Annotated in this window: 31 protein-coding genes; 15 read left to right on the top strand and 16 right to left on the bottom strand. The window is 69.1% G+C overall.

The genetic code is table 11. The features are described from left to right. Window positions 1-163: 163 nt before the first annotated feature. Window positions 164-646 carry a CinA family protein gene (locus RIF93_RS07710; protein WP_309090045.1) on the bottom strand — a complete coding sequence of 161 codons (483 nt, stop codon included), beginning with the start codon at window positions 644-646 and terminating at the stop codon, window positions 164-166. 71 nt (window positions 647-717) lie between these two features. On the opposite strand from RIF93_RS07710, the gene RIF93_RS07705 reads away from it, so the two are divergent. From RIF93_RS07705 to RIF93_RS07685, 5 genes are all read left to right on the top strand, one after another. Beyond that, window positions 718-1,950 carry a serine hydrolase domain-containing protein gene (locus RIF93_RS07705; RefSeq protein WP_309090043.1) on the top strand — a complete coding sequence of 411 codons (1,233 nt, stop codon included), beginning with the start codon at window positions 718-720 and terminating at the stop codon, window positions 1,948-1,950. Window positions 1,951-1,978: 28 nt separating this feature from the next. Continuing rightward, on the top strand, window positions 1,979-2,212 hold the full coding sequence (locus tag RIF93_RS07700) for a BolA family transcriptional regulator (protein WP_309090041.1): 234 nt from the start codon (window positions 1,979-1,981) through the stop codon (window positions 2,210-2,212). A 68-nt stretch (window positions 2,213-2,280) separates the two neighbouring features. Next, a complete protein-coding gene (grxD, locus tag RIF93_RS07695; RefSeq protein ID WP_309090039.1) occupies window positions 2,281-2,628 on the top strand; it encodes a Grx4 family monothiol glutaredoxin in 348 nt (115 codons plus the stop codon). Then, window positions 2,625-3,041 (top strand): thioesterase family protein, encoded by a 417-nt coding sequence (locus RIF93_RS07690; RefSeq protein WP_309090038.1) that lies wholly within the window; start codon window positions 2,625-2,627, stop codon window positions 3,039-3,041. The genes grxD and RIF93_RS07690 overlap by 4 nt, the downstream gene beginning before the upstream one ends. Window positions 3,042-3,081: 40 nt before the next feature. Beyond that, window positions 3,082-4,185, top strand: coding sequence for a mechanosensitive ion channel domain-containing protein (locus tag RIF93_RS07685; protein WP_309090036.1), 1,104 nt, complete (start codon window positions 3,082-3,084; stop codon window positions 4,183-4,185). A gap of 4 nt (window positions 4,186-4,189) precedes the next feature. On the opposite strand, the gene RIF93_RS07680 is transcribed toward RIF93_RS07685, so the two are convergent. From RIF93_RS07680 to RIF93_RS07665, 4 genes are all read right to left on the bottom strand, one after another. After that, entirely contained in the window at window positions 4,190-5,728 is a 1,539-nt protein-coding gene (locus RIF93_RS07680) for a hypothetical protein (protein WP_309090034.1), read from the bottom strand. 69 nt (window positions 5,729-5,797) lie between these two features. Beyond that, entirely contained in the window at window positions 5,798-6,160 is a 363-nt protein-coding gene (locus RIF93_RS07675; RefSeq protein WP_309090032.1) for a hypothetical protein, read from the bottom strand. A 71-nt stretch (window positions 6,161-6,231) separates the two neighbouring features. Then, the gene (rpsD, locus tag RIF93_RS07670) at window positions 6,232-6,849 is read right to left on the bottom strand and encodes a 30S ribosomal protein S4 (RefSeq protein WP_309090030.1); all 618 of its coding nucleotides are present in this window, start codon (window positions 6,847-6,849) and stop codon (window positions 6,232-6,234) included. A 184-nt stretch (window positions 6,850-7,033) separates the two neighbouring features. Next, entirely contained in the window at window positions 7,034-7,441 is a 408-nt protein-coding gene (locus RIF93_RS07665; protein WP_309090028.1) for a winged helix-turn-helix transcriptional regulator, read from the bottom strand. A 58-nt stretch (window positions 7,442-7,499) separates the two neighbouring features. Between RIF93_RS07665 and RIF93_RS07660 the strand changes: the two genes are divergently transcribed. Continuing rightward, on the top strand, window positions 7,500-7,826 hold the full coding sequence (locus tag RIF93_RS07660; RefSeq protein ID WP_309090026.1) for a nuclear transport factor 2 family protein: 327 nt from the start codon (window positions 7,500-7,502) through the stop codon (window positions 7,824-7,826). Further along, the gene (locus RIF93_RS07655) at window positions 7,826-8,614 is read left to right on the top strand and encodes an SDR family oxidoreductase (RefSeq protein WP_309090025.1); all 789 of its coding nucleotides are present in this window, start codon (window positions 7,826-7,828) and stop codon (window positions 8,612-8,614) included. The genes RIF93_RS07660 and RIF93_RS07655 overlap by 1 nt, the downstream gene beginning before the upstream one ends. Window positions 8,615-8,676: 62 nt before the next feature. On the opposite strand, the gene RIF93_RS07650 is transcribed toward RIF93_RS07655, so the two are convergent. The 3 genes from RIF93_RS07650 to RIF93_RS07640 form a co-directional block, all read right to left on the bottom strand. After that, complete coding sequence (locus tag RIF93_RS07650) at window positions 8,677-9,462, bottom strand: hypothetical protein (RefSeq protein WP_309090023.1); 786 nt, start codon at window positions 9,460-9,462, stop codon at window positions 8,677-8,679. Between the two features lie 208 nt (window positions 9,463-9,670). Beyond that, window positions 9,671-10,597: a hypothetical protein gene (locus RIF93_RS07645; RefSeq protein ID WP_309090021.1), complete on the bottom strand. Its 927-nt coding sequence runs from the start codon at window positions 10,595-10,597 to the stop codon at window positions 9,671-9,673. 255 nt (window positions 10,598-10,852) lie between these two features. After that, window positions 10,853-11,050, bottom strand: a complete 198-nt coding sequence (locus RIF93_RS07640; RefSeq protein ID WP_309090019.1) for a hypothetical protein — start codon at window positions 11,048-11,050, stop codon at window positions 10,853-10,855. Between the two features lie 565 nt (window positions 11,051-11,615). Between RIF93_RS07640 and RIF93_RS07635 the strand changes: the two genes are divergently transcribed. From RIF93_RS07635 to RIF93_RS07620, 4 genes are all read left to right on the top strand, one after another. Further along, window positions 11,616-11,915, top strand: coding sequence for a DUF6894 family protein (locus RIF93_RS07635; protein WP_309090017.1), 300 nt, complete (start codon window positions 11,616-11,618; stop codon window positions 11,913-11,915). A gap of 177 nt (window positions 11,916-12,092) precedes the next feature. Next, on the top strand, window positions 12,093-12,752 hold the full coding sequence (locus RIF93_RS07630; protein ID WP_309090015.1) for a Crp/Fnr family transcriptional regulator: 660 nt from the start codon (window positions 12,093-12,095) through the stop codon (window positions 12,750-12,752). A 154-nt stretch (window positions 12,753-12,906) separates the two neighbouring features. Beyond that, on the top strand, window positions 12,907-14,427 hold the full coding sequence (locus RIF93_RS07625; RefSeq protein WP_309090013.1) for an HWE histidine kinase domain-containing protein: 1,521 nt from the start codon (window positions 12,907-12,909) through the stop codon (window positions 14,425-14,427). Between the two features lie 19 nt (window positions 14,428-14,446). Beyond that, window positions 14,447-14,818 (top strand): hypothetical protein, encoded by a 372-nt coding sequence (locus RIF93_RS07620; RefSeq protein ID WP_309090011.1) that lies wholly within the window; start codon window positions 14,447-14,449, stop codon window positions 14,816-14,818. Between the two features lie 61 nt (window positions 14,819-14,879). Here the strand turns inward: RIF93_RS07620 and RIF93_RS07615 are convergent, their stop codons facing one another. Together RIF93_RS07615 and RIF93_RS07610 are read right to left on the bottom strand one after the other, a co-directional pair. Next, on the bottom strand, window positions 14,880-15,062 hold the full coding sequence (locus RIF93_RS07615) for a DUF3606 domain-containing protein (RefSeq protein WP_277784511.1): 183 nt from the start codon (window positions 15,060-15,062) through the stop codon (window positions 14,880-14,882). Window positions 15,063-15,129: 67 nt separating this feature from the next. Beyond that, on the bottom strand, window positions 15,130-15,444 hold the full coding sequence (locus RIF93_RS07610) for a hypothetical protein (protein WP_309090007.1): 315 nt from the start codon (window positions 15,442-15,444) through the stop codon (window positions 15,130-15,132). 123 nt (window positions 15,445-15,567) lie between these two features. Between RIF93_RS07610 and RIF93_RS07605 the strand changes: the two genes are divergently transcribed. Next, window positions 15,568-15,897 carry a hypothetical protein gene (locus RIF93_RS07605; protein ID WP_309090005.1) on the top strand — a complete coding sequence of 110 codons (330 nt, stop codon included), beginning with the start codon at window positions 15,568-15,570 and terminating at the stop codon, window positions 15,895-15,897. A gap of 37 nt (window positions 15,898-15,934) precedes the next feature. Here the strand turns inward: RIF93_RS07605 and RIF93_RS07600 are convergent, their stop codons facing one another. Further along, window positions 15,935-16,234, bottom strand: a complete 300-nt coding sequence (locus RIF93_RS07600) for a GFA family protein (RefSeq protein ID WP_309090003.1) — start codon at window positions 16,232-16,234, stop codon at window positions 15,935-15,937. Window positions 16,235-16,406: 172 nt separating this feature from the next. After that, window positions 16,407-16,898: a hypothetical protein gene (locus RIF93_RS07595; protein WP_309090001.1), complete on the bottom strand. Its 492-nt coding sequence runs from the start codon at window positions 16,896-16,898 to the stop codon at window positions 16,407-16,409. Between the two features lie 150 nt (window positions 16,899-17,048). On the opposite strand from RIF93_RS07595, the gene RIF93_RS07590 reads away from it, so the two are divergent. Then, window positions 17,049-18,080 (top strand): metallophosphoesterase family protein, encoded by a 1,032-nt coding sequence (locus RIF93_RS07590; RefSeq protein ID WP_309089999.1) that lies wholly within the window; start codon window positions 17,049-17,051, stop codon window positions 18,078-18,080. A gap of 17 nt (window positions 18,081-18,097) precedes the next feature. On the opposite strand, the gene RIF93_RS07585 is transcribed toward RIF93_RS07590, so the two are convergent. Further along, the gene (locus tag RIF93_RS07585; protein WP_309089997.1) at window positions 18,098-18,268 is read right to left on the bottom strand and encodes a hypothetical protein; all 171 of its coding nucleotides are present in this window, start codon (window positions 18,266-18,268) and stop codon (window positions 18,098-18,100) included. A gap of 87 nt (window positions 18,269-18,355) precedes the next feature. Continuing rightward, on the bottom strand, window positions 18,356-18,523 hold the full coding sequence (locus RIF93_RS07580; protein WP_309089995.1) for a hypothetical protein: 168 nt from the start codon (window positions 18,521-18,523) through the stop codon (window positions 18,356-18,358). A gap of 256 nt (window positions 18,524-18,779) precedes the next feature. On the opposite strand from RIF93_RS07580, the gene RIF93_RS07575 reads away from it, so the two are divergent. Continuing rightward, window positions 18,780-20,057: an RsmB/NOP family class I SAM-dependent RNA methyltransferase gene (locus tag RIF93_RS07575; RefSeq protein WP_309089993.1), complete on the top strand. Its 1,278-nt coding sequence runs from the start codon at window positions 18,780-18,782 to the stop codon at window positions 20,055-20,057. Here RIF93_RS07575 and RIF93_RS07570 read toward each other — a convergent pair. Next, a complete protein-coding gene (locus RIF93_RS07570; RefSeq protein WP_309089991.1) occupies window positions 20,047-22,053 on the bottom strand; it encodes a YgiQ family radical SAM protein in 2,007 nt (668 codons plus the stop codon). The genes RIF93_RS07575 and RIF93_RS07570 overlap by 11 nt on opposite strands. A gap of 63 nt (window positions 22,054-22,116) precedes the next feature. After that, window positions 22,117-22,908, bottom strand: coding sequence for an RNA methyltransferase (locus RIF93_RS07565; protein WP_309089989.1), 792 nt, complete (start codon window positions 22,906-22,908; stop codon window positions 22,117-22,119). On the opposite strand from RIF93_RS07565, the gene RIF93_RS07560 reads away from it, so the two are divergent. After that, window positions 22,907-23,534, top strand: a 628-nt coding sequence (locus tag RIF93_RS07560; RefSeq protein ID WP_309089987.1) for a serine hydrolase, incomplete at its 3' end; no start/stop codon positions are given. The genes RIF93_RS07565 and RIF93_RS07560 overlap by 2 nt on opposite strands.

Genomic DNA, 23,534 nt, shown 5'->3' with positions numbered 1-23,534 from the left:
GCGTGAACCGCCTGTCGCTGCCGGTTCTGAGCCCCGATGGCCGCGAAGCGATCGTCGAAATCGTGCACACCGGCCAGCGTCATGGCGGGCTGCAGCAATTCGTGCTTCTTCGCAAAACCGCCAAGGGTTGGCGGATAGTCTCCCATCGGGGAGGGGCAATCGGCTAAGCCTCAAGAGCGCGCTTCAGGAGTCCCAGGGCGGCGGCCGCGAAGGCCTGCATGTTGGCCGACCGGTCGGCTTCGCCCGTCTCGACGGTGATCACCGCCTCGACGGGCCCGGAGACCGCCACGCAGGTATGGCCCGCGGCATCGCCATAGGGGTTGCCGGTCGGCCCTGCCGCGCCGGTTTCCGAAACGCCCCAGGTGGCGCCGAACCGCTCCCGGGCCGTGCGCGCCAGGAGCAGGGCGTACGGCTCGCTGGCCGAACGCATGCCGGCGAGCGCCTCCTTCGGGATGTCCATGAACAGCACCCGCGCCTTGGGCGTGTAGACCACCGCCCCGCCCAGGAAGTACCTGGACGCGCCCGGAACCGCCAGCAACGACGCCGAGACGAGGCCGCCTGACGAGCTCTCCGCCACCGCAACCGTCTGGCCGTCCGCCTTCAACTTCTCGCCGATCTCGCCAGCCAGCGCTTCCAGATCCTGCATTGCCGCCTCCCCGCTTCCGCGCCCATGATGCCGGTCATTAGAGCCAGAACCATACTCGCGGGAGGATTTCGATGGACGCCCAATCCCAGTGGACCGGCCTGGACGCAAACCGCCTGGAACGCATCACCGAGCATCTGCAGCGGCATTACATTGAACCGGGGCGCATCACCGGTTGCCAGGTCGGCGTCGCCCGCCACGGCCACATGGCGTATTTCAAGTCCTTCGGCCTGATGGACCGCGAGCGGGGCAAGCCCACCCGCGATGACACGATCTACCGCATCTACTCGATGACCAAGCCAGTGGCCTCGGTCGCGCTGATGACCTTGTACGAGCAGGGCCATTTCCAGCTGAACGATCCGGTGCACCGTTACGCGCCGTCTTGGCGCAACCACCGCGTTTGGGTCTCCGGGGATGGCGAGGAGATGGTCACCGAACCGCTGCAGCGCCCGATCACATTCCGGGACGTGCTGTGCCACACTGCCGGCTTCACCTACGGCGGCGGCCTGCCGGGCGTGGGCATCCAACACCCGATCGACAAGGTGTACCGATCGCTCAAGATCCGTTCGATCGGCGGCGCGGACTCCATGACCGAATTCATGGACAAGATGGGCCAGGTGCCGCTGCGATATCAGCCCGGGTCGGCCTGGATGTATTCGCTTGCCACCGATGTGGTGGGCGCGCTCGTGGAGATCATCTCGGGCAAGCCGCTGGCGCAGTATCTCGCCGAGACCATCTTCGAGCCGCTCGGCATGAAAGACACCGCGTTCTGGGTCGCGCCCGAGAAGAAGGACCGCTTCGCCGCGAACTACCAGCGCAATGCGGCCAAGCAGTTGGTGCTGATCGACGATCCCGAGTCCTCCGACTTCACCCGCGAGCCGGGTTTCAAGTCCGGCGGCGGCGGACTGACCGGGACGACGGCCGACTATCTACGGTTCTGCGAGATGCTGCGCCGGGGCGGCGAGCTGGACGGCCATCGCGTGCTGGGCCCGCGCACCATCGAGCTCATGCACATGAACCATCTCCGCGACGGCAAGACCCTCTCGGAGCTGGCGCTGGATACGTTCTCCGAGACGGCCTACGACGGCGTGGGCTTCGGCCTCGGCTTCGCCTCCACGCTCGGACAAGTCGAGAGCGGCGGCTACGGCCAGGGCGACTACTACTGGGGCGGCGCGGCATCGACGATCTTCTGGGTCGATCCCAAGGAAGACCTCTCGGTCGTCTTCATGACCCAGCTGATGCCGTCGGCCACGTTCAACTTCCGTGGCCAGCTGAAGAACATCATCTACTCGTCGATCATCGACTAGGCCGGCTGGCGGGGTTAAAAGCCCCGCCATGCCCATGGCCCTCGAAGACCTGGAAGCCGCCCTCCGCGAAGGCTTCCCCGACGCCGACATCCAGATCCAGGACCTGGCCGGCGACGGCGACCATTACCGCGCCAGGATCGTGTCCAAGGCGTTCGCCGGCCTGCCGCGCGTGCGACAGCACCAGTTGGTCTATGCGGCGCTGAAGGGCCGGATGGGCGGCGAGCTGCACGCGCTGGCTCTTGAGACCTCCGCGCCAGCCTGACGCGCTTGACCCTGGCCGCCGCGCTTCCTAGCTGTGGCCTTCAGATTTCCGCCGAAAGGGCGACCGAGATGACCGACGCTGCGACCGCCAACCCCGCCGTTCACGAGTGGATCGCCAAGGCGGTGGCCGACCACCCCGTGATCCTGTTCATGAAGGGCGTGCCGGAACAGCCTCGCTGCGGCTTCTCGGCCGTGGTGGTGCAGATCCTCGACCACCTGGGCGTGGACTTCACCGGCGTCGACGTGCTGCAGAACGAGCAGCTGCGCGAGGGCATCAAGAGCTACTCCGACTGGCCGACGATCCCGCAGCTCTACGTGAAGGGCGAGTTCGTGGGCGGCTGCGACATCGTCCGCGAGATGTTCCAGTCGGGCGAGCTGAAGACCCTCTTCGCCGACCAGGGCCTCCTGGAAGCGTGATCCTGCTCGAGCCGCCGGAGGGCCGGCAGGTCTTCCGCCTCTCGTTCGAGCCCACGCCCGCCGACATCGACGAGAATGGCCACGTCAACAACGTGGTCTACCTGCGCTGGGCCCAGGACATGGGCACCGCGCACTGGCGCAGCCGAGCGCCGGCCGACGCCCAGGCCACCTGGGCCTGGATCGCCCTGCGGCACGAGGTCGACTACCGCCGTGCGCTGATGCCGGGCGAGACGGCCCAGGGCCGCACCTGGGTCTCCGACCAGGCCCACGGCCCCCGCTTCGACCGCTTCATCCGCATCGACGGGCCCGACGGCCAGATGTGCGCGCAGGTGCGCACCACCTGGGTGCTGATCGAGCAGGCCACCGGCCGGCCCCGCCGGGTGCCGCTCTGGATGGTGGAGATGTTCACCTAAGCGTGAACCCGGGCCGGGCCTGACGGGTTGGACTGGTCCCATGCCCCTCCACACCTTCATCGAACGGCACCTGTCCTGGGCGCCGCCCTGGATCGTCGGCCTGGTCCTCGTCGGCCTCGCCCTGACCGTGGCGCTTGGCCTCCACGACCTTCTGGTCAAGGCGGTTGGACGCTCGATCCGCCGCCGGAGCGACTTCACGCGCTCCCTGGTGGTGCGTACGCGCGGCCCCAGCCGCCTGGCCCTGGTGATCTTCGCCTTGGGCTGGGTTGCGCAGATCGCTCCCTTGAGCCCGCGGGACACGCGCTTCATCCAGCACGCCTTGCTGGTGGGGTTCGTGGTGCTGGTCGGGTGGATGGTGCAGACCGCCCTCGACATCGGCTCGGCGCTGTACATGCGGCGCTACCGGACCGACGTGTCCGACAACCTGCTGGCCCGCAAGCACCTCACGCAGATCCGCATCCTGCGCCGGGCGCTGAAGATCCTGGTCATCATCCTGACCGCGGGCGTGGCGCTGATGACCATCCCGGCGGTGCGGCAGGTGGGGGTCAGCCTGCTGGCGGCCGGCGGCGCGGCCGGCATCATCGTGGGCCTGGCCCTGCAGCCGGTGCTCTCGAACCTGATCGCCGGCCTGCAGATCGCCCTGACCCAGCCCATCCGCATCGACGACGCGGTCCTGATCGAGGGCGAGTTCGGCAACGTCGAGGAGATCACCGGCACCTATGTGGTCGTGCGCCTCTGGGACCTGCGCCGCCTGGTCGTGCCGCTGAAGTACTTCCTGGACCAGCCCTTCCAGAACTGGACGAAGGAGTCGTCACAGCTGCTGGGTTCGGTGATGCTCTATGTGGACTACAGCGTCCCCGTGGCCGCGGTGCGGGCCAAGTTCGACGAGGTGGTCAGGGCCTCGCCGCTGTGGGACGGCCAGGTGGCCAACCTGCAGGTGACCGACGCGCGCGAGCGCACCATGGAGCTGCGTTGCCTGATGAGCGCCCGCAACTCGGGCGAACTGGCCGACCTGCGGTCGTACGTCCGCGAGCAGATGATCACCTTCCTGCAGACCGAGATGCCGGAAGGGCTGCCGCGAGACCGGATCGAGGTCTTCCCGGCCGACGGCGCAGGCGAGCGGGGCGGGCAGCCGCTGCAGTGATCGCTCAGCCGGCGGGCGTCGCCGGCTCGGCCGGCGGCGGCGCCTCGGCCTCGGCGCGGCCCTCGGCTTCGGCCTCGCTCTCGGACTTGCCGGCGAGAAGCGCCCTGGCCTGGGCCGCGTAGGCGCCGCCGTGCGGATTGTTCACCACCGGCGCCAGGACCCTGCGCGCGTCGTCGACGCGCCCCTTCTTCAGCAGCGCAAGGCCCGCGCGCACGACGTTCTCCTGCACCGACGGCGCGAGCGCCCGGGCCTCCAGCAGCACCTTCAGGTCGTTGTCGGTGGGGAACTCCGGCTCCACCGAACGGGCGACCGCATAGGCGTACAGCGGCCGGAAGTCGGTCTTGTCGAGCGCATAGGCCTTGGCGAGGGTCGGGCGGGCGGCGCGGAAGCGCGCCTGCCGGGCCGCAGGCTCGCGCAGCCCCGCCAGCATCTGACCGGTCCCGGCGAGCAGCAGGGTCTCGAGGTCGTTGGGATGGGCGGCCAGCTGCTTCTTCATGATCGCCTCGCCCGCCGCGACGTCGCCCATGACGAACTCGGCCCGCGCCAGGGTGCGCTGGGCGAAGGGATCGTCGGGATAGCGCTGCGCCCGGCGGCGGACGCCGTCGAGGAACTCCCGATCGACCTTGCCGGTGGCGCTGAGGATCAGCCGGGCGTGGTCCAGCACGAACTCGGCCTCGCCGTCGCCGAGCCGCCGGACCTTCACCGTCGACGGATCAGGTCCCGCCGCCTTGACCAGGTACATCGGCAGCCTGCGGTAGCGGCGGAGCTCGCGCGTCAGCTCGTCGGGCGAAAGCCCGGTCGCCTCCTGGAACGCCTTGGCCGGCGGCGCGCCGGCGCCGATGGCGGTGATCGCCTTGTCCAGCTGGGCCGTACGCTTCGGGTCGCTGTACATGTAGTGGGCGAGCAGCCAGGCCTGGGAGTAGTAGGCGTTGAGGCTCTGCTTGCGCGTCTCGCCGGTGGTCTTGGCGAACAGGTCCTCCCAGCGCAGCCAGGGGCTGAGGAACAGCACGTCGACGCGGTGCTGATTGTAGTTTCCGACCTTCACGCCGGCGTCGGTGATCTCGGCGGTCATGAAGTACTCGGCGAAGCCCTCCACGAACCAGGCCGGATAGGCCACCGGGAAGTTCTCGAGCATGAAGTGGTGGGCGTACTCGTGGAACAGCACGTCGTCGGCCTGGAGGGCGCCCTCCGTCGTGGCCGCGGCCACCACGCCCTCGTTCGAGGCGGCGTAGAAGCCGGCGACGCCCGTGCTCAGTCCCGGCCGGATGCGGCGCAGGCCCCGGATGCCGTCCACCAGGTAGACGTGCACCTTGGTGGCGGGCGTCAGCGCCTTGGTCGAAGGGTGGAAGGCGCGCAGCATGGCGTCGAAGGTCTGCAGCTTGACGGCGAAGTCGCGAACCTGGGACTCCCGCCCCTCGCCATAGACGACGAAGCGATCGGTTTCGGCGCGATGCCAATCGGCGTGCGCCTGTCCGGCGGCGAACATGAGACCGAAGGCGACGAGGGCGCCCACGAGGGCGCGCAGGCGGACGAGAAGCGCCATGGAACTGTCACCCTAGGTTGCAGCAACGCCAGAATACCTGCCTGATCGGCGGCGTCGAGGCGCTGCGGCTCAGCGCCCCACCGGGTTCAGCAACCGGACCTCGGAGCCTCGGGGCAGGCCCAGCTCGGCCCAGGTGAAGGCGATGTCCACCTGACCGCCCGAGCTGCGGCAGGCGTCCACCCTGCGGCGGCCGAAGGCGAGCGTCGCCGCGCTGCCCTTGCGCTCGACGTAGAAGGTCCAGTCGGGCTTGGCCGTGCAGCCCTTGGAGGCGACGCGGATCGTAAGCCCCTCCGGTCCCGGCCAGGCCAGGACCAGCGGCTCGAGCTCGCCCAGGGTCTCGCCCGGCGGCAGGAGGCGCGGCGGCGGGAGCGGCGGCGTGGTCGCACACCCCGCCACGCCCAGCAGCCCCAGCACGACCCATCGGCGATTCATCGCAGCACCATAGCAAAAGGCCCCGGATCGCTCCGGGGCCTTCGCAAATCCGTCCGAACTCGGCGTCGAGATTACGACGCGTAGAATTCGACGACCAGGTTCGGCTCCATCTTCACCGGATACGGAACTTCCGAAAGTTCCGGGGCCCGGACGAAGGTGGCGCTCATGCCCTTGGCGTCCACGGTGATGTAGTCGGGCGTGTCACGTTCCGGCGACTGCAAGGCCTCGAGCACGAGGGCCATGTTGCGCGCACGCTCGCGCACCGTGACCACGTCGCCGGCCTTCACGCGGTAGGACGGGATGTTCACGCGCTTGCCGTTCACCAGCACGTGGCCGTGGTTGACGAACTGGCGGGCGGCGAACGGGGTCGGCACGAACTTGGCGCGGTAGACCACCGCATCCAGGCGCGACTCCAGCAGCGCGATCAGGTTCTCCGAGGTGTTGCCCTTGCGGCGCGACGCCTCCTGGTAGATCCGGACGAACTGCTTCTCGGTGATGTTGCCGTAGTAGCCCTTCAGCTTCTGCTTGGCGCGCAGCTGGAGGCCGAAGTCCGACACCTTGCTCTTGCGGCGCTGGCCGTGCTGGCCCGGGCCGTAGGCGCGGGTGTTGATCGGCGACTTCGGACGACCCCAGACGTTTTCGCCCATCCGGCGGTCGAGTTTGTACTTGGCGCTATGGCGCTTCGACATATTCCACTCTCTTCGATCCGAGCCGGCGCTTCCGAGATGGAGGCGCGATTTCAACGGCGGCTTCGCATCAACCCGTCATAGATTTCCGGACCGTCCGGGCGGGCCCGGCGGTGGAAGGGCGCGTCTATGCCGGCCGCAGGGGTCAGAGTCAAGGATCGGGGGGCGGCTTGGCGATGCGGCCGCCTCAGGCCTCCTGCGCCTCCAGGATCAGCCGCGACCGGAGCTCCGCCGGCGCCGCCTCGGCCCACAGGAGCAGGGCGTCCAGCGCAGGGCACAGGGCCTGGCCCCACTCGGTGAGGTGATACTCGACCTTGGGCGGCACCTGCGGATGGACGATCCGCGCCACCACGCCGTCGGCCTCCAGCTGACGCAGCTGCTGGATCAGCATCTTCTGCGACACGCCGGGGATCGCGCGCTCGAGGTCCGAGAAGCGCCGCACGTGGCCGCCGAAGAGCTGGAACAGGATGACGAGCTTCCAGCGCCCTTCGAGCACCCGGATGATGTTCTGGATGCTCTCGGACGCCGTCTCCGCCGTGTAGGTCGCACGCTTACTTTCAGGTGCGTACCCTACTTTTTGGTCGGTTCTTGCCATTTCTTCAGGGTGCTCACAGCTTCCGGACCGATGCAACGCCTTGTTCCGGAGACTGTCCATGCTCAAGGACCTGCCCGCCCCAATCGCCGCCTATGTGAACGCCAACGCCCGGCTCGACCAGGGCGGCATGCTGGCGCCCTTCGCTCCCGACGCGGTCGTCAGCGACGAGCGGCGTGAGCGCCGAGGCCAGGCGGAGATCGCCGACTGGATCGGCTCGGCCACGATGCAGACGCGGGCGATCTTCACCCCTGACAGCTGGCGGACGGAGGGCGACGCCGTCGTCCTGGAAGGGCTGACCGCCGGGGACTTTCCCGGCAGCCCGCTGCGCTTCACCTTCCGCTTCCATCTGGCGGACGACGCCATCACCGCCCTGGAGATCGCCTGATGGGCCGGCGCAGCGATCCGACCGAGTTCGAAGGCCTCCGGGTGGTGGTGACCGGCGGCACCAAAGGCGCCGGCCGCGCGACGGTCGAACGGTTCCTGGCGGGCGGGGCGGCGGTGGTGACCGGCGCGCGCAGCCGGAGCGCCGCGCCGCCGGACGTTCATGTGGTGGAGGCCGACCTCTCGACCCCGGAGGGCGCCGACCGGCTCGCCGCCGCGGCACTCGACCAGCTCGGCGGCGTGGATGTCCTCGTCCATGTCCTCGGCGGCTCGGCCGCGCCGGGCGGCGGCTTCGCGGCCCTGACCGAGGATCACTGGCGGGCGGAGCTCGACCTGAACCTGATGCCGGCGGTGCGGCTCGACCGCGCCCTCCTGCCGCGGATGATCGAGCAGCGGCGCGGCGCGGTCATCCACGTCGCATCGATCCAGCGCCGCCTGCCGTTGCCGGAGTCCACCACCGCCTATGCCGCGGCGAAGGCGGCGCTCGTCACCTACAGCAAGGCCCTGTCCAAGGAGGTCGGGCCCAAGGGCGTGCGCGTCAACGTCGTCTCGCCGGGCTGGATCTACACCGAGGCCGCGGACCACCTGGTGCGCCGCATCGCCCAGAGCAGCGGCGGGACGCTGGACGCGGCGCGCCAGAGCATCCTCGACGGCCTGGGCGGCATTCCGCTGGGCCGCCCGGCCGAGCCTGCCGAGGTGGCGGAGCTCATCGCCTTCCTGGCGTCCGACCGCGCCGCCGCCATCCATGGCGCGGAGTACGTGATCGACGGGGGGACCATTCCGACAGTCTGACGGCGGGCGTGTCCGCCCCGTCCGGGGCCAGCAGCGAGGAGCGCACCACTGAAGACGCGCCGCTAGCCTTCGAAACGGCCCGCCGGGCCATAGGGGCGCGGGATCGGCGCGCCGCCGCCTTCGGGCAGGAGGTCGCCGGGCTCGACGCCGGGCACCGTGCTCCAGACCACCTTGCCGCGTTCGAGCGCCACGCGCGCCTCGGGCGTCGCATCGGGATCTTCGGTGAACTTTCGGATCACCACCGTCATCGGCTGGGTGTCCTCGGCGTTGACGGCGTCATGAACGACCAGGCGCTCGCAGTACTTGTTGGGCGCGAGCCTCGCCGCCTGCCAGCGGATGACGTCGAAGTGCAGCCGCCGCGCCGGGACATTGCCCGCATGCGCCGACAGGGCCACCTCGCGCGCCTCGTCGAACAGGTAGTCGCCCTGGAACTCGCGGGCCTCGACGTACAGGTCGTTGAAGTCCGGCATGCGCCGAAGCCAGCGATAGACGGTGGCTGGCGTCGGCATTTCGGGGTCGCCCCGGCAGATGGCGATCAGGCTCTCGCCGTTCGCCAGGCGCTCGCAGATCCGCGCGGCGAGCTCGGGCGTGTAGTCGCTCTGGCGCAGGTCGTAGGGCTTGGGCCTGGCCAGGGCGCCGCCGTCGCGCAGCCGGTCGAGCGCGCGCCGGTGCAGCCGCGCCCGGCGCTGGGCCCGGGTCAGCGCCGCATCGAAGGCCGGGTGCTGTTCGCGCCATTGGGCGATCGCGCTGCGGCACGGCATCTCGGGATCCCGGGCGATGGCGCTCAGGCTATGGCCCGCGGCCGCCCGGCTGACGATCTCCTGGGCGAGCTCGTCCGTGAAGCGCAAGCGTCCTTGCCGCGGGGCTGCGCCCTCCCCGCGCTCCGGCCCATCGCCGTGGTGCATGTTGCGCGTGCTCGTGTGTCCGCGGGCGCAAATCGCCCAGCCGTAGGGTGGCTCAGGCGGCGGCCGATGTCAAGAACAAAACGGGAACATATCGAGGGCGCGTGGGAGGGGCCCGGGTGGAATGCAGAACCTCTGCTAGAGCGAAGCCCCTTTAGTGGGCAGCGGCTGCATCGCGCTCGACCTTTCGGGCGCCGGCCAGTATCCCGGGGAGAGAGTAGTTGCCCTCGTGGCAGGCGAACTCGAACATCGGCCCGGCAACGCGACGCAGTGGCATTTCCCCCTTCCAGATCCGGCTGTAGATCGCTGGATCATCCACTTGGAACTGGTAGAGAAGTTCGTCAGCCGTCGTCTGCGTGAAGCGCTCGGTCACCTTGGCGCCCGAGCTGATGAAGAGACGTCCTGGCGCGCGCCACTGGGCTTGAGGGTGAAAGCCTGTGGTCTCCACAACCAAGGTTTGACCTTCCCACCGTCCGACGGAATGCCCGCTCCAGGCGCCGCCCGGTGGCGCCGCCGCCGCGCGGAGGTGGACAATGCGCGGCCCCGCGCTCATCTCTGGCACGATCACCAGGTGATCGCCGGTCTGCACGATCTGGAGATGGTTGTTGTACGACGTGTTCATCATGGGCGGCAGGGAGCTGCCGTGAAGGCCCATCAAGCAACGCTCTGCGGCGGGCCTCGCCTCCGGGTCATCGAAGCTGCGCGCCTTCATCTGCGACGCCTTCAGTGCCGCCAGTCCGTCCGCGCTGTAGGGCAGCAGGCCGTCGAGGGGCTCGACGATCCAGGAACTGCGCGCGCGCCCGCCTAGGCGGGCGAGCTTAGCGCCCATCTCCCACCATTCGGTCTCGTCCTGACCCACGGCATCACCGCGCGTCGGCTCAGGTGTGCCGGGGTGCGCCTTCTCGTAGGCGAGGGCCTCTGCCTCGCTGAGCTCAAGCACTCGGAAGACGGCCGGCCGCTCCAGTGTGGTAATGGAGGCATTGGTCCAGAGGCCGGAGAAGTCGGGCGTTCCGGCCAGTGCGGCGCCGGCTGCGAACACATGCACCATGACAGCGGCCCATAGCTGAGCATTGCGATGCATCTAGGCGCCCTCCATGAGCGGACTTTATCAACGCAGGAGCAGTTCATTCACAGATGCGGCGCATGCGCCAGCGATCGTGGGGCCGCTAGGTCGGCTAAGGGTCGGGAGCGGACATTCGTTGAGCGCCTGCAAACGGACCTTGCCGCCTGCCGATAGGCGAGAGGCCGACGCGAGTTCTCAAACCTCAGCGTGCGCCGCACTCGCCCAGTAAAGAGCATTGAGCCTTGCTGATCCGGAACCGGATACTTGACCTGGTTATAAGCCCAGCGCTTCGCGACGTTCGACGAACAGCAGGCGGTCGCCGTCGCGAACTTCGAAGGCAGAGTGATGTGGATTGGCTTCGAGGTCTCGGCGCGCCAACTCGCGCGCACGCTCCTCGTCCGTTGCAAGGTAGAACGAAAGCGTCGGGACCGAATATCGGTTGTCGGTGACCAGACATGTGTACGTGCGCATGACCTTCTCCCTGACAGGGAAGATGCCAGCACACAGCCCTTCGCGGACTTATCTGAGTTAGTCCAACCAACAATCTACGCGCAAACCCGGCCGCTCGGCTCCCCCCGAGCTCTCGACCTCTCGCGAGCCGCGCCCGGAAGCCCTTGCAGGCTGAGCCGCTATTCGCGACGCGGAGGTTCAGGGTTCGTCGTCAGGCGACCTGCGGAGGTTTTCTCCTGGCATTCAGCGTGGTGTCGCAACGCTTCGGCCTTGTCTTTGAGCCATTGCTTGTCGGGAGCATAACTCACGAGTTTGGCCAATTCGTCGGCCTCGGCAGCCTCGTTACGCAACTCCTGGGGGGTAGGCACGACAGGGCTCTCCGCGTTTGCTCTATGTTAGCCCGGCAGTCACCTAGCCGTTCCCAAGGCGCCGCTGCCCGTCGTCTTTTTTTTAGACTTTTCTTTAGCTTAGCCTCGAGGCGGCCGTGCAATTCAAGTTGCTCGGTGCTAACATGGATAAATCGTCAGACCTGTTAGGGCCCGCTGACGACTGAGAGCTTTTCGCTCCCGGCTCACGGGAGACGTCCTTGCCTCTTTTTTTCTTCCACGTCGCTGACAGCGTCCTTATCCCGGACGAAGAAGGCACCGAGCTTCCCGACTTGGCTGCCGCTCGTGTTGAAGCGGTTGCGGTGGCTGGCGCCATGCTCCGTGAACACGCGTTTGAGTTCTGGAACTCGGGCGAGTGGAAGGTGATCGTCACGGACGAGGCCCGGTTCATCCTCTTCTCCATCTGCTGCCAAGCGCTGGCCGCCCCTTCGCCGCCGGTGATGTTCGCGCCCTGCCGCGGGAGCAACTTGCTCCATGTTCGTCCTGAGCAACCTGGTTGAGCGACAGGCCAGCCACGACGGAGCACACCAACTACAATCAGCAGGTGGCTACCTTGGTCGCTCGCAAGAGGCGAAAGGCAGCCAGTGTCCCCTTACTCTGAGCCGACCCCCGAGCATGGGCGGCTGATCAGAAAGCTTGAGAGCGTCACTAGGCTCGATGCTCAGGACAAACGGGCTGTGGCGGAGCTGCCGCTGCGGACGCGCAGCGTCGAGGCCGGTGTCGACCTGATCCCTCAGGGATCAACACCCAGCGAGTGCTGTTTCGTCATCGAAGGCTGGATGTGCCGGCATGTTCTCACCGCCAATGGCGGCCGGCAGATCGTCGCCTTCCACATACCGGGCGACCTCCCCGACCGGGACAGCCTGCACCTGCCGCACTTGGATCACGCGATAAGTTCGATTTCTGCCGGGCGGGTCGCGTTCATCCCGCACGAGGCTGTCTTGGCCCTACTGTCGGCGAGACCGAACCTCGCCGTAGCCTTCTGGCGTGATGCCGTCGTCGATGCAGGCGTCTTCCGTCAGTGGCTGACCAGCGTCGGCCGGCGCACAGCCAAACAGCGGGTCGCCCACCTCATCTGCGAGATGTTCACACGTATGGAAGCGCTCGGGCTTGCAGACAGCGATCATTTCTCATTCCCGGTCACGCAGGCGCAGCTGGGTGACGCGCTCGGCCTCTCATCCGTGCACATCAACCGCACGCTCCAAGAGCTCAAGGCTGAGGGTGTGATCTCGTGGCGCGCGTCGATCGTGACGATCCACGACGAGGCGCAGCTGCGGGGAATTGGGGACTTCGATCCTGGCTATCTCGAATTGAAGGCGATGGCGCAGCCTCACTAGGCGCCCGCCGCTAGCGCCTGCGCAGCGCGCTACCCTCGCAAGCCGCCCCAAGGGTATCCGCGTCGAGAGCGGGCTATGGCAACGTCCGCTTGTGGCGCGTAGCGGCCGCTGAACCTGCGCATCGACGATCGGAGCGCTCGAGCGTTGAAGCGACATGGTCAGCAGAGATGAACATCTCAAACGGCAGCGGGTCCTGGCGCAGTTCGGCGATTTCGTTCTCGACAACGACGACCTGCAGAAGGTGCTCGATCGAGCCTGCGAGCTGGTTGCGGACGCGCTCGGCGCCGATCTGGCCAAGATCCTCGAGATCGAGCACGGCGCCGAGACGGCGCTTGTGCGTGCAGGGGTGGGCTGGCGTCCCGGAGTCGTCGGTGAGCAGCGCGTCGATCTGAACGAACGATCGTCGGAAGCCTATGCCATCAAGAAGACCGAGCCGGTCATCACGAACGACCTCGCCCATGAGACGCGCTTTCACTTTCCCGACTTCCTGCTGGAGCACGGCGTCATTGCGCTGGTGAACGTGCCCATCCTGCTGCCGGGCAGAAAGCCCTATGGCGTGTTGCAGGTCGATGCGCGACAGGCCCGGGAGTTCGACCAGGACGACATCGAGTTCCTCAAGGCCTACGCGATGGTGCTGGGCCCGGTGGTCGATCGCCTGAAGACCGTGGCGGAGCTCCGGCGCTCCGACGAGCGCCTGCGCCTGTTCGTCGAGAGCGCCCGGGATTATGTGGTCGTGCTCAGCGACGCGGAAGACCGCATCACAGACTGGCTGGCCGGTTCGAACGAGATCCTGGGGTGGACCGCCGCCGAGGTGGTGGGTCACACCACCCGACGGATTTTCACCGAGGAGGATCGCCAGGCCGGCGTTCCGGAGCAGGAGCTGGCGGCCGCCCGGGACCGTGGCGCGGCCGGAAACGTCCGATGGCACGTCCGCAAGGACGGCAGCCGCGTCTTCCTGGACGGGCAGACGATCGCCCTGCGAGACAATGGCGGCGAACTGCTCGGTTACCTGAAGATCGCCCAGGACGTCACGGACCGGCGGCGGCACGAGGAACGGCAGGCCGTCCTCATCGCCGAGCTGCAGCATCGGGTTCGCAACGTGTTGGCCATGGTGCGATCCATCGTGCGGCGAACCGTGGCTGGCGGCCTCACGGCCGAGCAGATCTCGGAGCAACTGGAGGGACGTATCGACGCCCTGGCCCGCACCCAGGCGTTGCTGACCCGCTCGGTTGGGGCCGGCGTGGACCTGGAGGGACTTGTGCGAGAGGAACTGCTCGCGCAGGCCAGCGAAGAGGGCGTTGGAGTCTCCGGCCCGCCGGTACAGCTGGCGCCGAAGGCTGCGGAAGTGCTGACCCTGGCCGTGCACGAGCTTGCGACCAACAGCATCAAGTATGGCGCGCTGGGTCAGCCGGGCGCGCGCTTGAGCGTGGAGTGGAAAACGGAACGCCGCGGGCAGGTGGACTGGCTGCGCCTCCAGTGGCGCGAATCCGGCGTCCGGGTGGCCGAGGCCGCGCCCCGTCGCCAGGGGTTCGGCACCGAGCTGATCACCCGAAGGGTCCCGTACGAGTTGGATGGGGTGGGAAGGATCGAACTGAACCCAGGCGGAGTTGAGTGCACGATCGAACTCCCGCTGATTCGCGGCGAGAGCATCCTGGACACTGACGTTCCAGACTGAGCCTGAGAGGAAGGCCCGAATGTCGCAACCCGCGCCGCTCTCCGGCCTTTCGGTGCTGGTGCTGGAGGACGACTTCTACATCGCGGAAGACACCCGAGGGGTGCTGGAGGACGCCGGCGCAAGCGTTCTGGGGCCTTTCGCCGCCGCCGAACCGGCTCTCCTGGAAGCCGAACGCCGGCAAGCCGATTGCGCGCTGGTCGACATCAATCTCGGCCTCGGTCCCGACTTCGCGCCTGCGGAGCGCCTCCTGCAGCTGGGCGTGCCGATCGTCCTCGTCACCGGGTACGATCACCGGATCATCCCAGAGCCGCTTTCCGGAGTTCCGTGCCTGCAGAAGCCGGCACAGGCGCGGAAGATCGTGGCGGCCATCCAAACCGCCTGTAACCGCTAGGCGGACGCGCGCCTCAACCGCACCGCCACACCGACCCATCGCGGCCGTGAGGCCGGTCTCCTTAGCGCTTCTTTCCGAGTTCGGCGGCGATGTCCTTCGTGAGGCGTCCCACCTTGCGGTGCGCGGCCGTGATCTGGTCGCGGGTGACGCCCCAGCGCTTCATCCAATATTCGACGGCTTGGCGCTCGGAGAGGTCGAGACGCTCCTTGTCGATGAACCCCCGCTTGTCTTTCAGTCCGGCCATTCACGTTCTCCGCAGCCGGCGTCCAGCCTGGCCATGACGCGCGGGCCTATCGCCGATGGAAGCCCTATCACAGCATCGGGACCGCAGACAGGTTGAGGTGCGGCCGCTGGATGTCGGCCTCTGAGGCGAGCGCCAGGCTCTGCTCCGGGCGCATCGCCGACCCCGCCGTCAGGCTGCGAGTGGCGACGCTGGCAGGCCGCAGCCTCACGCCCTCGCCGCACGCCAGCACGCGGGCGTCGGCCGGCAGGTCTTCCAGGGTCAGCCGCAGGAGGAAGTGCAGCGCGTCGGAGATGGGCGCGAGCGCGCTGTTCCGGCGGTCGTACGCGTCGGCCATTTCCCGGTTGAAGATGCTGCGCACGGCGGTCGTGTCGGATGGCTTCATTGTTATAATATAACAGGCACAGTCCGGCGCGTCACCGCCCAGGCGCACAGCGGTCTTTCAGTTTGTGCCCCGCTGGGTCCTGAAACGCGGTAGGTGAGGCCTTCCCAAGCAAGAGAGATGACCATGCCCGCCTACACCATCGTCACCACCAGCGCGGCGCAAGGCAGCGACGAGGCCGAGATCAACACCCTCGCGGACGATTTCGGCAATGAGAGCGAAGCCATCGGGTACGCGCGCCGGATGGCCGACGAGATGCTGGGCCTCGCCGCACAGCTGTCCCTGGACTTCGACTACAGCAACGTCAGCCTCTACGAGGGCGACCTGATCGACGAGGAGCTGGATCCGCAGGATCCGTCCTTCCTCGGCATGTGGGTGCTGGACGAGGCCGGCGTCGCCTTCATCGGGGCCGCGGAAGTCCGGGAAGACGGAGGCGAGGCGCCCGCGCCGCAGTAAGGGGCGGCCCGGTTCGCCGGCCGCCGCCGTCGTGATCCTAGGCCTGCCGCTCGTGGTCGTGCTGCGGCTTGTCCAGCGGGCGGAGCCAGGGCTCGCGGCGGACGATCCAGGATTCGTACTGCGGCTCGAGCACGCCGGGCTCATCCAGGCTTCCTAGGGAGACCTCCACCTCATCGCCGTTGCGCGCGATGACCCGCGAGCCGCACTCGCCGCAGAACTGCCGATCATAGCCTTGCGAGCTGAACCAGCTGCGCGGCTCGCCGGTGACTTCCACGGCCTCGGCCTTGAAGACGACGAAGGGGTTGAAGGCGGCGGCATGAGCCTTTCGACAGGTCATGCAGTGGCAAAGCCCGATCCGCAGAGGTTGCGTACGGGCGTGGAACCGGACCGCGCCGCAGGCGCACCCGCCGGAGATAAGCTTGGCATCTGCTCGCATGGACGCGGCAACGCCGGCCCTGGCGGTTCGATCCGCTGCTACTTGGCCCGTTCGCCGCAACGCCAGGCGACGCTTAGCGTGGCCGCCGCGCGGCGGGCGGTTCAGCGGGCGCAGCCGCCAGGGTGAAGCCGGGCGGGGCGCGGCCTTCGTCATGGCCGGGGTGGTACGGATCGATGTGGACCTCGACCGATCCAGGGGCGCGGGCGCCGCAATCGACCTGGTAGGCGTCGGCGATCCGACCGAAGGCCATCTTGCTCGACTGTCCGAGGCGCCGTGAGGCGGGCCGCGAGCCGTCCGCGCACCGCAGCCGGCTGATGTAGATGTAGGAGGCGCGGATGCTGCCGAGGCGGACAGGGTTCTCGGCGCTGCCGAGCGGATGGGCGGCGGCGGCCTTCAGGAGAGCCTGCAGCTCCTCCCCCTCCGGGAACTTCGGCAGCGGGGCGCCGACCAGGTCGGCCAGGGATTGGGCTTCGCTCTGAGCGCTTGCTGGTGCGGGATGGGCCATCAAGGCGAGCAGAGCGGTGAGGCCGGCGATTTGGGCGACGGGCTTGGCACGCAAAGTCATCTTGCTCGCTCGCGTTGTCCCGAGAACGTCCGAGCACCTTACTCCAGAACAAGGACAAGAGAAGCGCCCGCCCGCAAGGCTCCGTTCAGGCCCGGTTCAAGCCCGGCGGCGCAACGGTGGAGGATGCTTCAGCGCGTCGACCAATCGACCTTGCGACAAGCCGCGCGACGGGACCTCGCTTCGTCCTGGGAGGGCGTCGCGGCGGACGTGGCCGAGGTCCTGGCGCGCTGGCCCGCTGCGCCGCCCGGAGCGCGTTTCAGCCCGATCGCCCGCTTCTCGTCGGCCGGCGCCGGGGGCGGGCTGGTGCAGGTTTCGGGGCGCGCCCCCGGCCGGTCCCGGCTGGGCGCCGCGGGCGGGCCCGTGGAGGGCCGCCGCGTCTATGCGATCGGCGACGTCCACGGCTGCTACGATCTGCTTATCGCCTTGCTCCAGCGGCTAGGCGACGACGCGGCGGCGGCCGGACCCCGCGCCACCACCCTGATCCTGCTGGGCGACTATGTGGACCGTGGGCCGGACAGCGCGCGGGTGGTGGAGGCGCTGTGCCTTCTGAAGTCCCAGGCGCCTTTCGAGGTCTGCCTGCTGAAGGGCAACCACGAGGACGCCCTGCTGAGGTTCCTGGATGCGCCGAGCGATGGCGGGCCGTGGCTGGCCTTCGGCGGCGCAGCGACGCTGGCCTTGTATGGCGTGGACCCGCCCGATCCGGAGGACGGGCTGGCTGCCTATGCGACCGCGCGGGACGAGCTGCTGCGCCGGATGCCCGCCGCGCACCTGCGGCTGCTGCAGACCCTCGATCTGATGGCGGTGGTCGGGGACTTCGCCTTCGTGCACGCGGGCGTAGCGCCGGGCGAGCCGCTGCGCGGGCAGAGCGAGCGCGACCTGCTGTGGATCCGCCGCGAATTCCTGGAAGCCCGGGGGCCGTTCGAGAAGGTGATCGTCCACGGCCACACCTGGGACGGCGACCGGCCCGCCGTGACGCCCGCCCGGATCGGCCTGGACACCGGCGCGTACGAGACCGGCGTGCTGAGCGCCATGCGCTTCGAGGACGAGGAGCGCGTCTGGCTGGCGGTGCGGGATGGCCGCGGCGGCCGACCGCCGCTGGACGAGGTCCGATCGTGGGTGCCGGCGAAGCCGCTCGACTTCACGGCGGCGGGGGCCGGGTTCAGGGTGCTGTCGCTCGCCTGAGGCGGATCCGAGCGCGGTCAGCCCGTCGACTTCATCACCTCGGCGCCCCGGAGCAGGACCACCCGGCGATGAGGGTGCGCCAGGACGGCGGCGGCGTAGATCGCCGAGGCGACCTCCAGGCTCGCCGCGCGGCCGATCGTGCGTTCGGGCTTCAAGCGCGCGAGGTCCCAGAGCTGCACCGTGAACACCAGGTCTTCGCCAGCCTGCTCCGGCGGCCTGCCATGAGGCTGTGGTCGGGGCGCGGGCGACTTGCTTCTAACCAATGCCGGCCACGTTCAATGGACCTGCCCCGTCCAGCGGCTCAGAACCAGACCATCGCAAGACAGGGTGATGATGCGGCCAGGGTAGGCGCGGGCGGCTGCATAGTAGGCGGCGTAGCCGACCGAGGAGTTCACCGTCACCGCGATGACGAACTCGGGGGCCGTGCCGCTCTCGTCCCACACTTCGACCTGATAAGGCAGCTCGTCGCCGCGCGGAGCTGTTCGCGAGCCGGGGCGATCTGGACGATCGGGTTTGTCCCCGTCCCCATGCGGCGGCTGCAAATACCTCACAGATAAGTTGATCACGCGCGCTCCACTCCAGCGGCGGCAAAGTCGGCGGTGCGGGCTTCCGTGTCAATTCGGCGCCGCCTGCGCGTCGCCTTGCGCGGAAAGCCGGCGTAGAAGGCCCTCCCCTTCCGTCCTGGACCCGCCGCCCGCCGTGACGCCGAACGCCCGCCTGCTAGCCGCCCTCGAGCTGATGGAAGAGGTCGAGCGCGTCGCACGGCCGGCCGACGCGGTCGTCTCGGCCTGGTTCCGGACGCGGCGGCAGATTCCCGAGTGGGCGCGCGGCGAGATCGCGGAACTGCTCTACGAAGTGCTGCGCCACCGGGCGCGGCTGGACTGGCGCCTGGCGATGCATGGACGGGCGGCCACGCCGCGCAACCGCCTGCTGGCGTGGCTGGCGCTGGGCCAGGGCCGGACGCGCGAGCAGATCCAGCGCCTCTTGGGCGGCCTGGGCGCGGACGAGCGGGCGCTGCTGGGGCAGCTGCAGGGCGGCACGGTCGAGCATCCGGACATGCCCGAGGCGGTGCGGGCGGAATGTCCCGCCTGGGCCGAGGACGCCCTGCGCCAGCGTTTTGGCGACGCGTTCGCCCGCGAGTTGGCGGCGATGCTGACGCCGCCGCCGCTGGACCTGCGGGTCAATCCGCTGAAGGCCAGCCGCGAGGCGGTGCTGACGGACCTGCGCCGGCTGGGGCTGCCGGCCGAGCCGACGCGGATGGCGCCTCTGGGAATCCGGGTGGGCCTGCGCCCCTCGCTCGCGCGCCTGCCCATGCTGAAGACCGGTGCGGCCGAGATCCAGGACGAGGGCTCGCAGCTGGTCGCCCTGCTGGTGGACGCGCGGGCCGGCGAGCGGGTGGTGGACTTCTGCGCCGGCGCGGGCGGCAAGACCCTGGCGATCGCTTCGCAGATGGAGAACCGGGGCCAGGTGGTCGCCTGCGACGTCTCGGAGAGCCGGCTGAAGCGGGCGGCCCAGCGCTTCCGCAACGCCGGGCTGCACAACATCCAGACGCGGCCGCTGACCACCGAACGCGACCCATGGGTGAAGCGGCACAAGGGCGGGTTCGACCGGGTGCTGGTGGATGCGCCCTGCAGCGGCACGGGCACCTGGCGGCGCAATCCAGACGCGCGCTGGCGGGCGCAGGAGACGGGCCTGGAGACGCTGGTCGCGCTGCAGGCGCAGATCCTGGACAGCGCCGCGCGGCTGGTGCGGCCGGGCGGGCGGCTGGTCTACGCCACCTGCTCGCTGCTCCCTGACGAGAACGAGGCGCAGGTGGACGCCTTCCTCGCCGCGCATCCGGACTTCCGGGTCACGCCGCTCGCCGAGGCCGCGCCGGAGCTGAAGGGCTCGGCGCATCCGGACTACCTGTCGCTGACGCCGGCCAGGCATGGGACGGACGGCTTCTTCGCCGCCGTCCTCCAGCGGGTCACTTCCTGATCGGCACGCCCTTGGTGGTGAACTTGGTCCCGGGATGGCGCCGCGGGGGCCCACCGGGCCGGCCGCCGCCCGGCTGGTGCGCCGGGATCAGCTGGTCGGGCCGCGGGCCGATGAGGTCGGCGCGGCCCATGGCGCGCAGCGCGTCGCGCAGCACCGGCCAGTTCTCGGGGTCGTGGTAGCGCAGGAAGGCCTTGTGCAGCCGGCGCTGGCGCAGGCCCTTCACGGTCTCGACCTTCTCGCTCGTCCCGCGGCGGACGCCCTTCAGCGGGTTGACGCCCGAGTGGTACATGGCGGTCGCCGTGGCCATGGGCGAGGGCAGGAAGGTTTGCACCTGGTCGGCGCGGAAGTTGTTCTTCTTCAGCCACAGCGCGAGGTTCATCATGTCCTCGTCGGTCGTGCCCGGGTGCGCGGCGATGAAGTACGGGATCAGGTGGTACTTCTTGCCCGCCTTCTTGGCGGCGGCGTCGAACAGCTCCTTGAAGCGATCGTAGGTCCCGATGCCGGGCTTCATCATCTTGTCGAGCGGCCCCTCTTCGGTGTGCTCGGGGGCGATCTTCAGGAGGCCGCCCACGTGGTGGGTGACCAGCTCCTCGACATATTCGGGGCTTTCGACGGCCAGGTCGTAGCGGACGCCCGAGGCCACCAGCACCTTCTTCACACCCTGCACCTCGCGCACCTTGCGGTAGAGGCGGATCAGGTCGTCGTGCGACGTGTTCAGGTTCGGACAGATCCCGGGGAAGACGCACGATGGCCGGCGGCACGAGGCCTCGACCTTCGGGTCCTTGCAGGCCATGCGGTACATGTTCGCCGTCGGCCCGCCGATGTCGGAGATCACGCCGGTGAAGCCCGGCGTCTTGTCGCGGATGTTCTCGATCTCCTGCAGGATCGAGGCCTCGGACCGGCTCTGGATGATGCGGCCCTCGTGCTCGGTGATCGAGCAGAAGGTGCAGCCGCCGAAGCAGCCGCGCATGATCGTCACCGAGAAGCGGATCATCTCCCAGGCGGGGATCTTGGCGTCGCCGTAGGACGGATGCGGCGCCCGCGCGTACGGCAGGTCGTAGACCGCGTCCATTTCCTCGGTCGTCAGCGGGATCGGCGGCGGGTTCAGCCACAGGTCACGGTCGCCGTGGCGCTGGACCAGCGGCCGGGCGTTGCCGGGATTGCTCTCGCGGTGCAGCACGCGGCTGGCCCGGGCGTAGGCCTCGGAGTCCTTCTCGACCTGCTCGTAGGACGGCAGGCGGATGACCACGTCGCCGGGCTTGCGCGCCGCGCCCTCGTCGGGGGAGTCCAGGTCGTCGGCCGGCAGCTCGACGTAGTGCTCGGGGACCTTGCGGAACAGCGCGACGCCGCGGACGTCGTGGATCTCGCGCGCGTTTTCGCCCGCGGCGATGCGGTTGGCCACCTCGACCACCGCCCGCTCGGCATTGCCGTAGAGCAGGAGGTCGGCCTTGGCGTCGGCCAGGACCGAGCGACGCACCTTCTCGGACCAGTAGTCGAAGTGGGCGATCCGGCGCAGCGAGGCCTCGATGCCCCCCAGGATGATGGGCACGTCCTTGTACGCTTCGCGGCAGCGCTGCGAATAGACGAGCGTGCAGCGGTCCGGCCGCCGCCCACCCTCGCCGCCCGGCGTATAGGCGTCGTCGCTGCGGATCCGACGGTCCGCCGTGTAGCGGTTGACCATCGAGTCCATGTTGCCGCCGGTGACGCCGAAGAACAGCCGCGGCTTGCCCAGCGCCTTGAACGGCTCGGCCGAGTGCCAGTCGGGCTGGGAGATGATGCCGACGCGATAGCCCTGCGCCTCCAGGAGGCGCCCGATGATCGCCATGCCAAAGCTGGGGTGATCGACATAGGCGTCGCCGGTGACGAGCACGACGTCGCAGGCGTCCCAGCCCAGCGCGTCCATCTCGGCCCGGCTCATCGGCAGGAACGGCGCCGCGGGCGCGGAGCGCGATCGCCCGGCGATCACAGGGGGGCGGGCGGGGGCCTCGATGTCCATGATCGCATCCGTATGGGCGCGTAAGCCCGCGAATTCAACCAGACGCTCTGGCCACGCTCGCGTTCAGGACGACGTGTCGCCCTCGCCGCCCTTCTTGCCGGCGATCTTCTCCAGCACCTTGCCGCGGCCTCGGCTGAGCGCGGTGATCACGCCGCGGAACGTGCGGACTTCCTGGTCGGTGAAGCGCGCCTTCCCCAGCGCGGCGCGCAGGTTCTGGATCATGTTCGGCGTCTTCTCGGGCGGGTGGAAGAAGCCGGCGGTCTCGAGCTCGCGCTCGAGGTGTTCGTAGAGACCGAGTAGGGCCTCGCCGGTCGCGGGCGGCGCGGCTTCGCGGAAGTTCGGCGGCGGGCGGTCGGCGGCGGTCGCGCGCCACTCGTACGCATTGATGGCGACGGCCTGGGCCAGGTTCAGCGAACGGAAGCGCGGATCGATGGGGATGGTCACCACCGCCTGGGCGAGCGCGATGTCCTGGGTCTCCAACCCGGCCCGTTCCCCGCCGAAGAGGAGGCCGGTCCGCTGGCCCTGCTCGGCCGCGGCGTGGAGCTCGCCCGCCGCCTGGCGGGGCGTCAGCACCGGCAGCGTCAGCTCGCGCGGGCGGGCCGTCGTGGCGTACACCAGCTGCAGGTCGGCGATGGCCGCGGCGACGCTGTCGAAGACCCGCGCGGCGTTCAGCGGCCAGTCCGCGCCCGAGGCCGAGGCCCAGGCGCGTTCCTGGGGCCAGCCGTCCCGCGGGTTGACGAGGCGCAGCTCCGTGAGGCCGAAGTTCGCCATGACGCGGGCGGCGGCGCCGATGTTCTCGGCCAACTGCGGCGCGTTCAGGATGACGACAGGCGCCGGATAGGATGCTTCGGACATGACGCGTTTAGAGAAGCCCTCCCCGCCGAACGCAAGCCTCTGCCGGCGATCGGTGCTGGCGGCGGGAGCGGCCGTGTGGCTGGTCGGCTGCGGCCCGGGCGAACCGCTGACGGCGTCGGACACGCCGAGGCTGGACATGGACGGCCTGAACGAAGCGATGGCCGAGATCGCCGCCCGAGCCCGGCCGGGCGCCCTGGGCGTGGGGCTGACGAACCTGGAGAGCGGTGAGGTCTTCACCTTCGCCGGCGAGCGGCGGTTCCCGATGCAGAGCGTCTTCAAGATGCTGCTGGGCGCCGCCGTGCTGGCCGAGGTCGACGCCCGGCGCCTGACCCTCGACGAGGAGTTCGTGCTGACCGAGGAGATGCTGTCGCCGCCGTTCTCGCCGATCTCGGCGGCCTGGCCCGGCCGGCGGGACTACACCACCCGGGACTTTCTGGCTGCGGCGGTGTCCATGAGCGACAACACCGCCGCCGACGTGCTGATGAAGCGGATCGGCGGCCCCGGGGCCGTGACCGCGTGGCTGGACGCCAGGCGCATCCTGGAGGTCCGCGTCGACCGCTACGAGCGCGAGCTGCAGACCGAGGCGCACGGCCTGCCCTCGTTCCGGCCCGAGTGGCGGACGGAAG

The sequence above is a fragment of the Phenylobacterium sp. genome (assembly GCF_031181185.1).
In the GTDB taxonomy this organism is placed as follows: Bacteria; Pseudomonadota; Alphaproteobacteria; order Caulobacterales; family Caulobacteraceae; genus Phenylobacterium.
This window is presented reverse-complemented; position numbering and strand designations above follow the sequence as displayed.

What these genes read in the sequence shown, in the direction of transcription:
- RIF93_RS07665 (WP_309090028.1), bottom strand. Translation starts at nt 7,441, where the DNA reads ATGGCAAGAACCGACCAAAAAGTAGGGTACGCACCTGAAAGTAAGCGT.
- RIF93_RS07705 (WP_309090043.1), top strand. Translation starts at nt 718, where the DNA reads ATGGACGCCCAATCCCAGTGGACCGGCCTGGACGCAAACCGCCTGGAA.
- RIF93_RS07610 (WP_309090007.1), bottom strand. Translation starts at nt 15,444, where the DNA reads ATGAAGCCATCCGACACGACCGCCGTGCGCAGCATCTTCAACCGGGAA.
- RIF93_RS07680 (WP_309090034.1), bottom strand. Translation starts at nt 5,728, where the DNA reads ATGGCGCTTCTCGTCCGCCTGCGCGCCCTCGTGGGCGCCCTCGTCGCC.
- RIF93_RS07620 (WP_309090011.1), top strand. Translation starts at nt 14,447, where the DNA reads ATGTCGCAACCCGCGCCGCTCTCCGGCCTTTCGGTGCTGGTGCTGGAG.
- RIF93_RS07565 (WP_309089989.1), bottom strand. Translation starts at nt 22,908, where the DNA reads ATGTCCGAAGCATCCTATCCGGCGCCTGTCGTCATCCTGAACGCGCCG.
- RIF93_RS07615 (WP_277784511.1), bottom strand. Translation starts at nt 15,062, where the DNA reads ATGGCCGGACTGAAAGACAAGCGGGGGTTCATCGACAAGGAGCGTCTC.
- RIF93_RS07660 (WP_309090026.1), top strand. Translation starts at nt 7,500, where the DNA reads ATGCTCAAGGACCTGCCCGCCCCAATCGCCGCCTATGTGAACGCCAAC.
- RIF93_RS07595 (WP_309090001.1), bottom strand. Translation starts at nt 16,898, where the DNA reads ATGACTTTGCGTGCCAAGCCCGTCGCCCAAATCGCCGGCCTCACCGCT.
- RIF93_RS07710 (WP_309090045.1), bottom strand. Translation starts at nt 646, where the DNA reads ATGCAGGATCTGGAAGCGCTGGCTGGCGAGATCGGCGAGAAGTTGAAG.
- RIF93_RS07645 (WP_309090021.1), bottom strand. Translation starts at nt 10,597, where the DNA reads ATGCATCGCAATGCTCAGCTATGGGCCGCTGTCATGGTGCATGTGTTC.
- RIF93_RS07655 (WP_309090025.1), top strand. Translation starts at nt 7,826, where the DNA reads ATGGGCCGGCGCAGCGATCCGACCGAGTTCGAAGGCCTCCGGGTGGTG.
- rpsD (WP_309090030.1), bottom strand. Translation starts at nt 6,849, where the DNA reads ATGTCGAAGCGCCATAGCGCCAAGTACAAACTCGACCGCCGGATGGGC.
- RIF93_RS07600 (WP_309090003.1), bottom strand. Translation starts at nt 16,234, where the DNA reads ATGACCTGTCGAAAGGCTCATGCCGCCGCCTTCAACCCCTTCGTCGTC.
- grxD (WP_309090039.1), top strand. Translation starts at nt 2,281, where the DNA reads ATGACCGACGCTGCGACCGCCAACCCCGCCGTTCACGAGTGGATCGCC.
- RIF93_RS07625 (WP_309090013.1), top strand. Translation starts at nt 12,907, where the DNA reads ATGGTCAGCAGAGATGAACATCTCAAACGGCAGCGGGTCCTGGCGCAG.
- RIF93_RS07640 (WP_309090019.1), bottom strand. Translation starts at nt 11,050, where the DNA reads ATGCGCACGTACACATGTCTGGTCACCGACAACCGATATTCGGTCCCG.
- RIF93_RS07605 (WP_309090005.1), top strand. Translation starts at nt 15,568, where the DNA reads ATGCCCGCCTACACCATCGTCACCACCAGCGCGGCGCAAGGCAGCGAC.
- RIF93_RS07570 (WP_309089991.1), bottom strand. Translation starts at nt 22,053, where the DNA reads ATGGACATCGAGGCCCCCGCCCGCCCCCCTGTGATCGCCGGGCGATCG.
- RIF93_RS07700 (WP_309090041.1), top strand. Translation starts at nt 1,979, where the DNA reads ATGCCCATGGCCCTCGAAGACCTGGAAGCCGCCCTCCGCGAAGGCTTC.
- RIF93_RS07685 (WP_309090036.1), top strand. Translation starts at nt 3,082, where the DNA reads ATGCCCCTCCACACCTTCATCGAACGGCACCTGTCCTGGGCGCCGCCC.
- RIF93_RS07675 (WP_309090032.1), bottom strand. Translation starts at nt 6,160, where the DNA reads ATGAATCGCCGATGGGTCGTGCTGGGGCTGCTGGGCGTGGCGGGGTGT.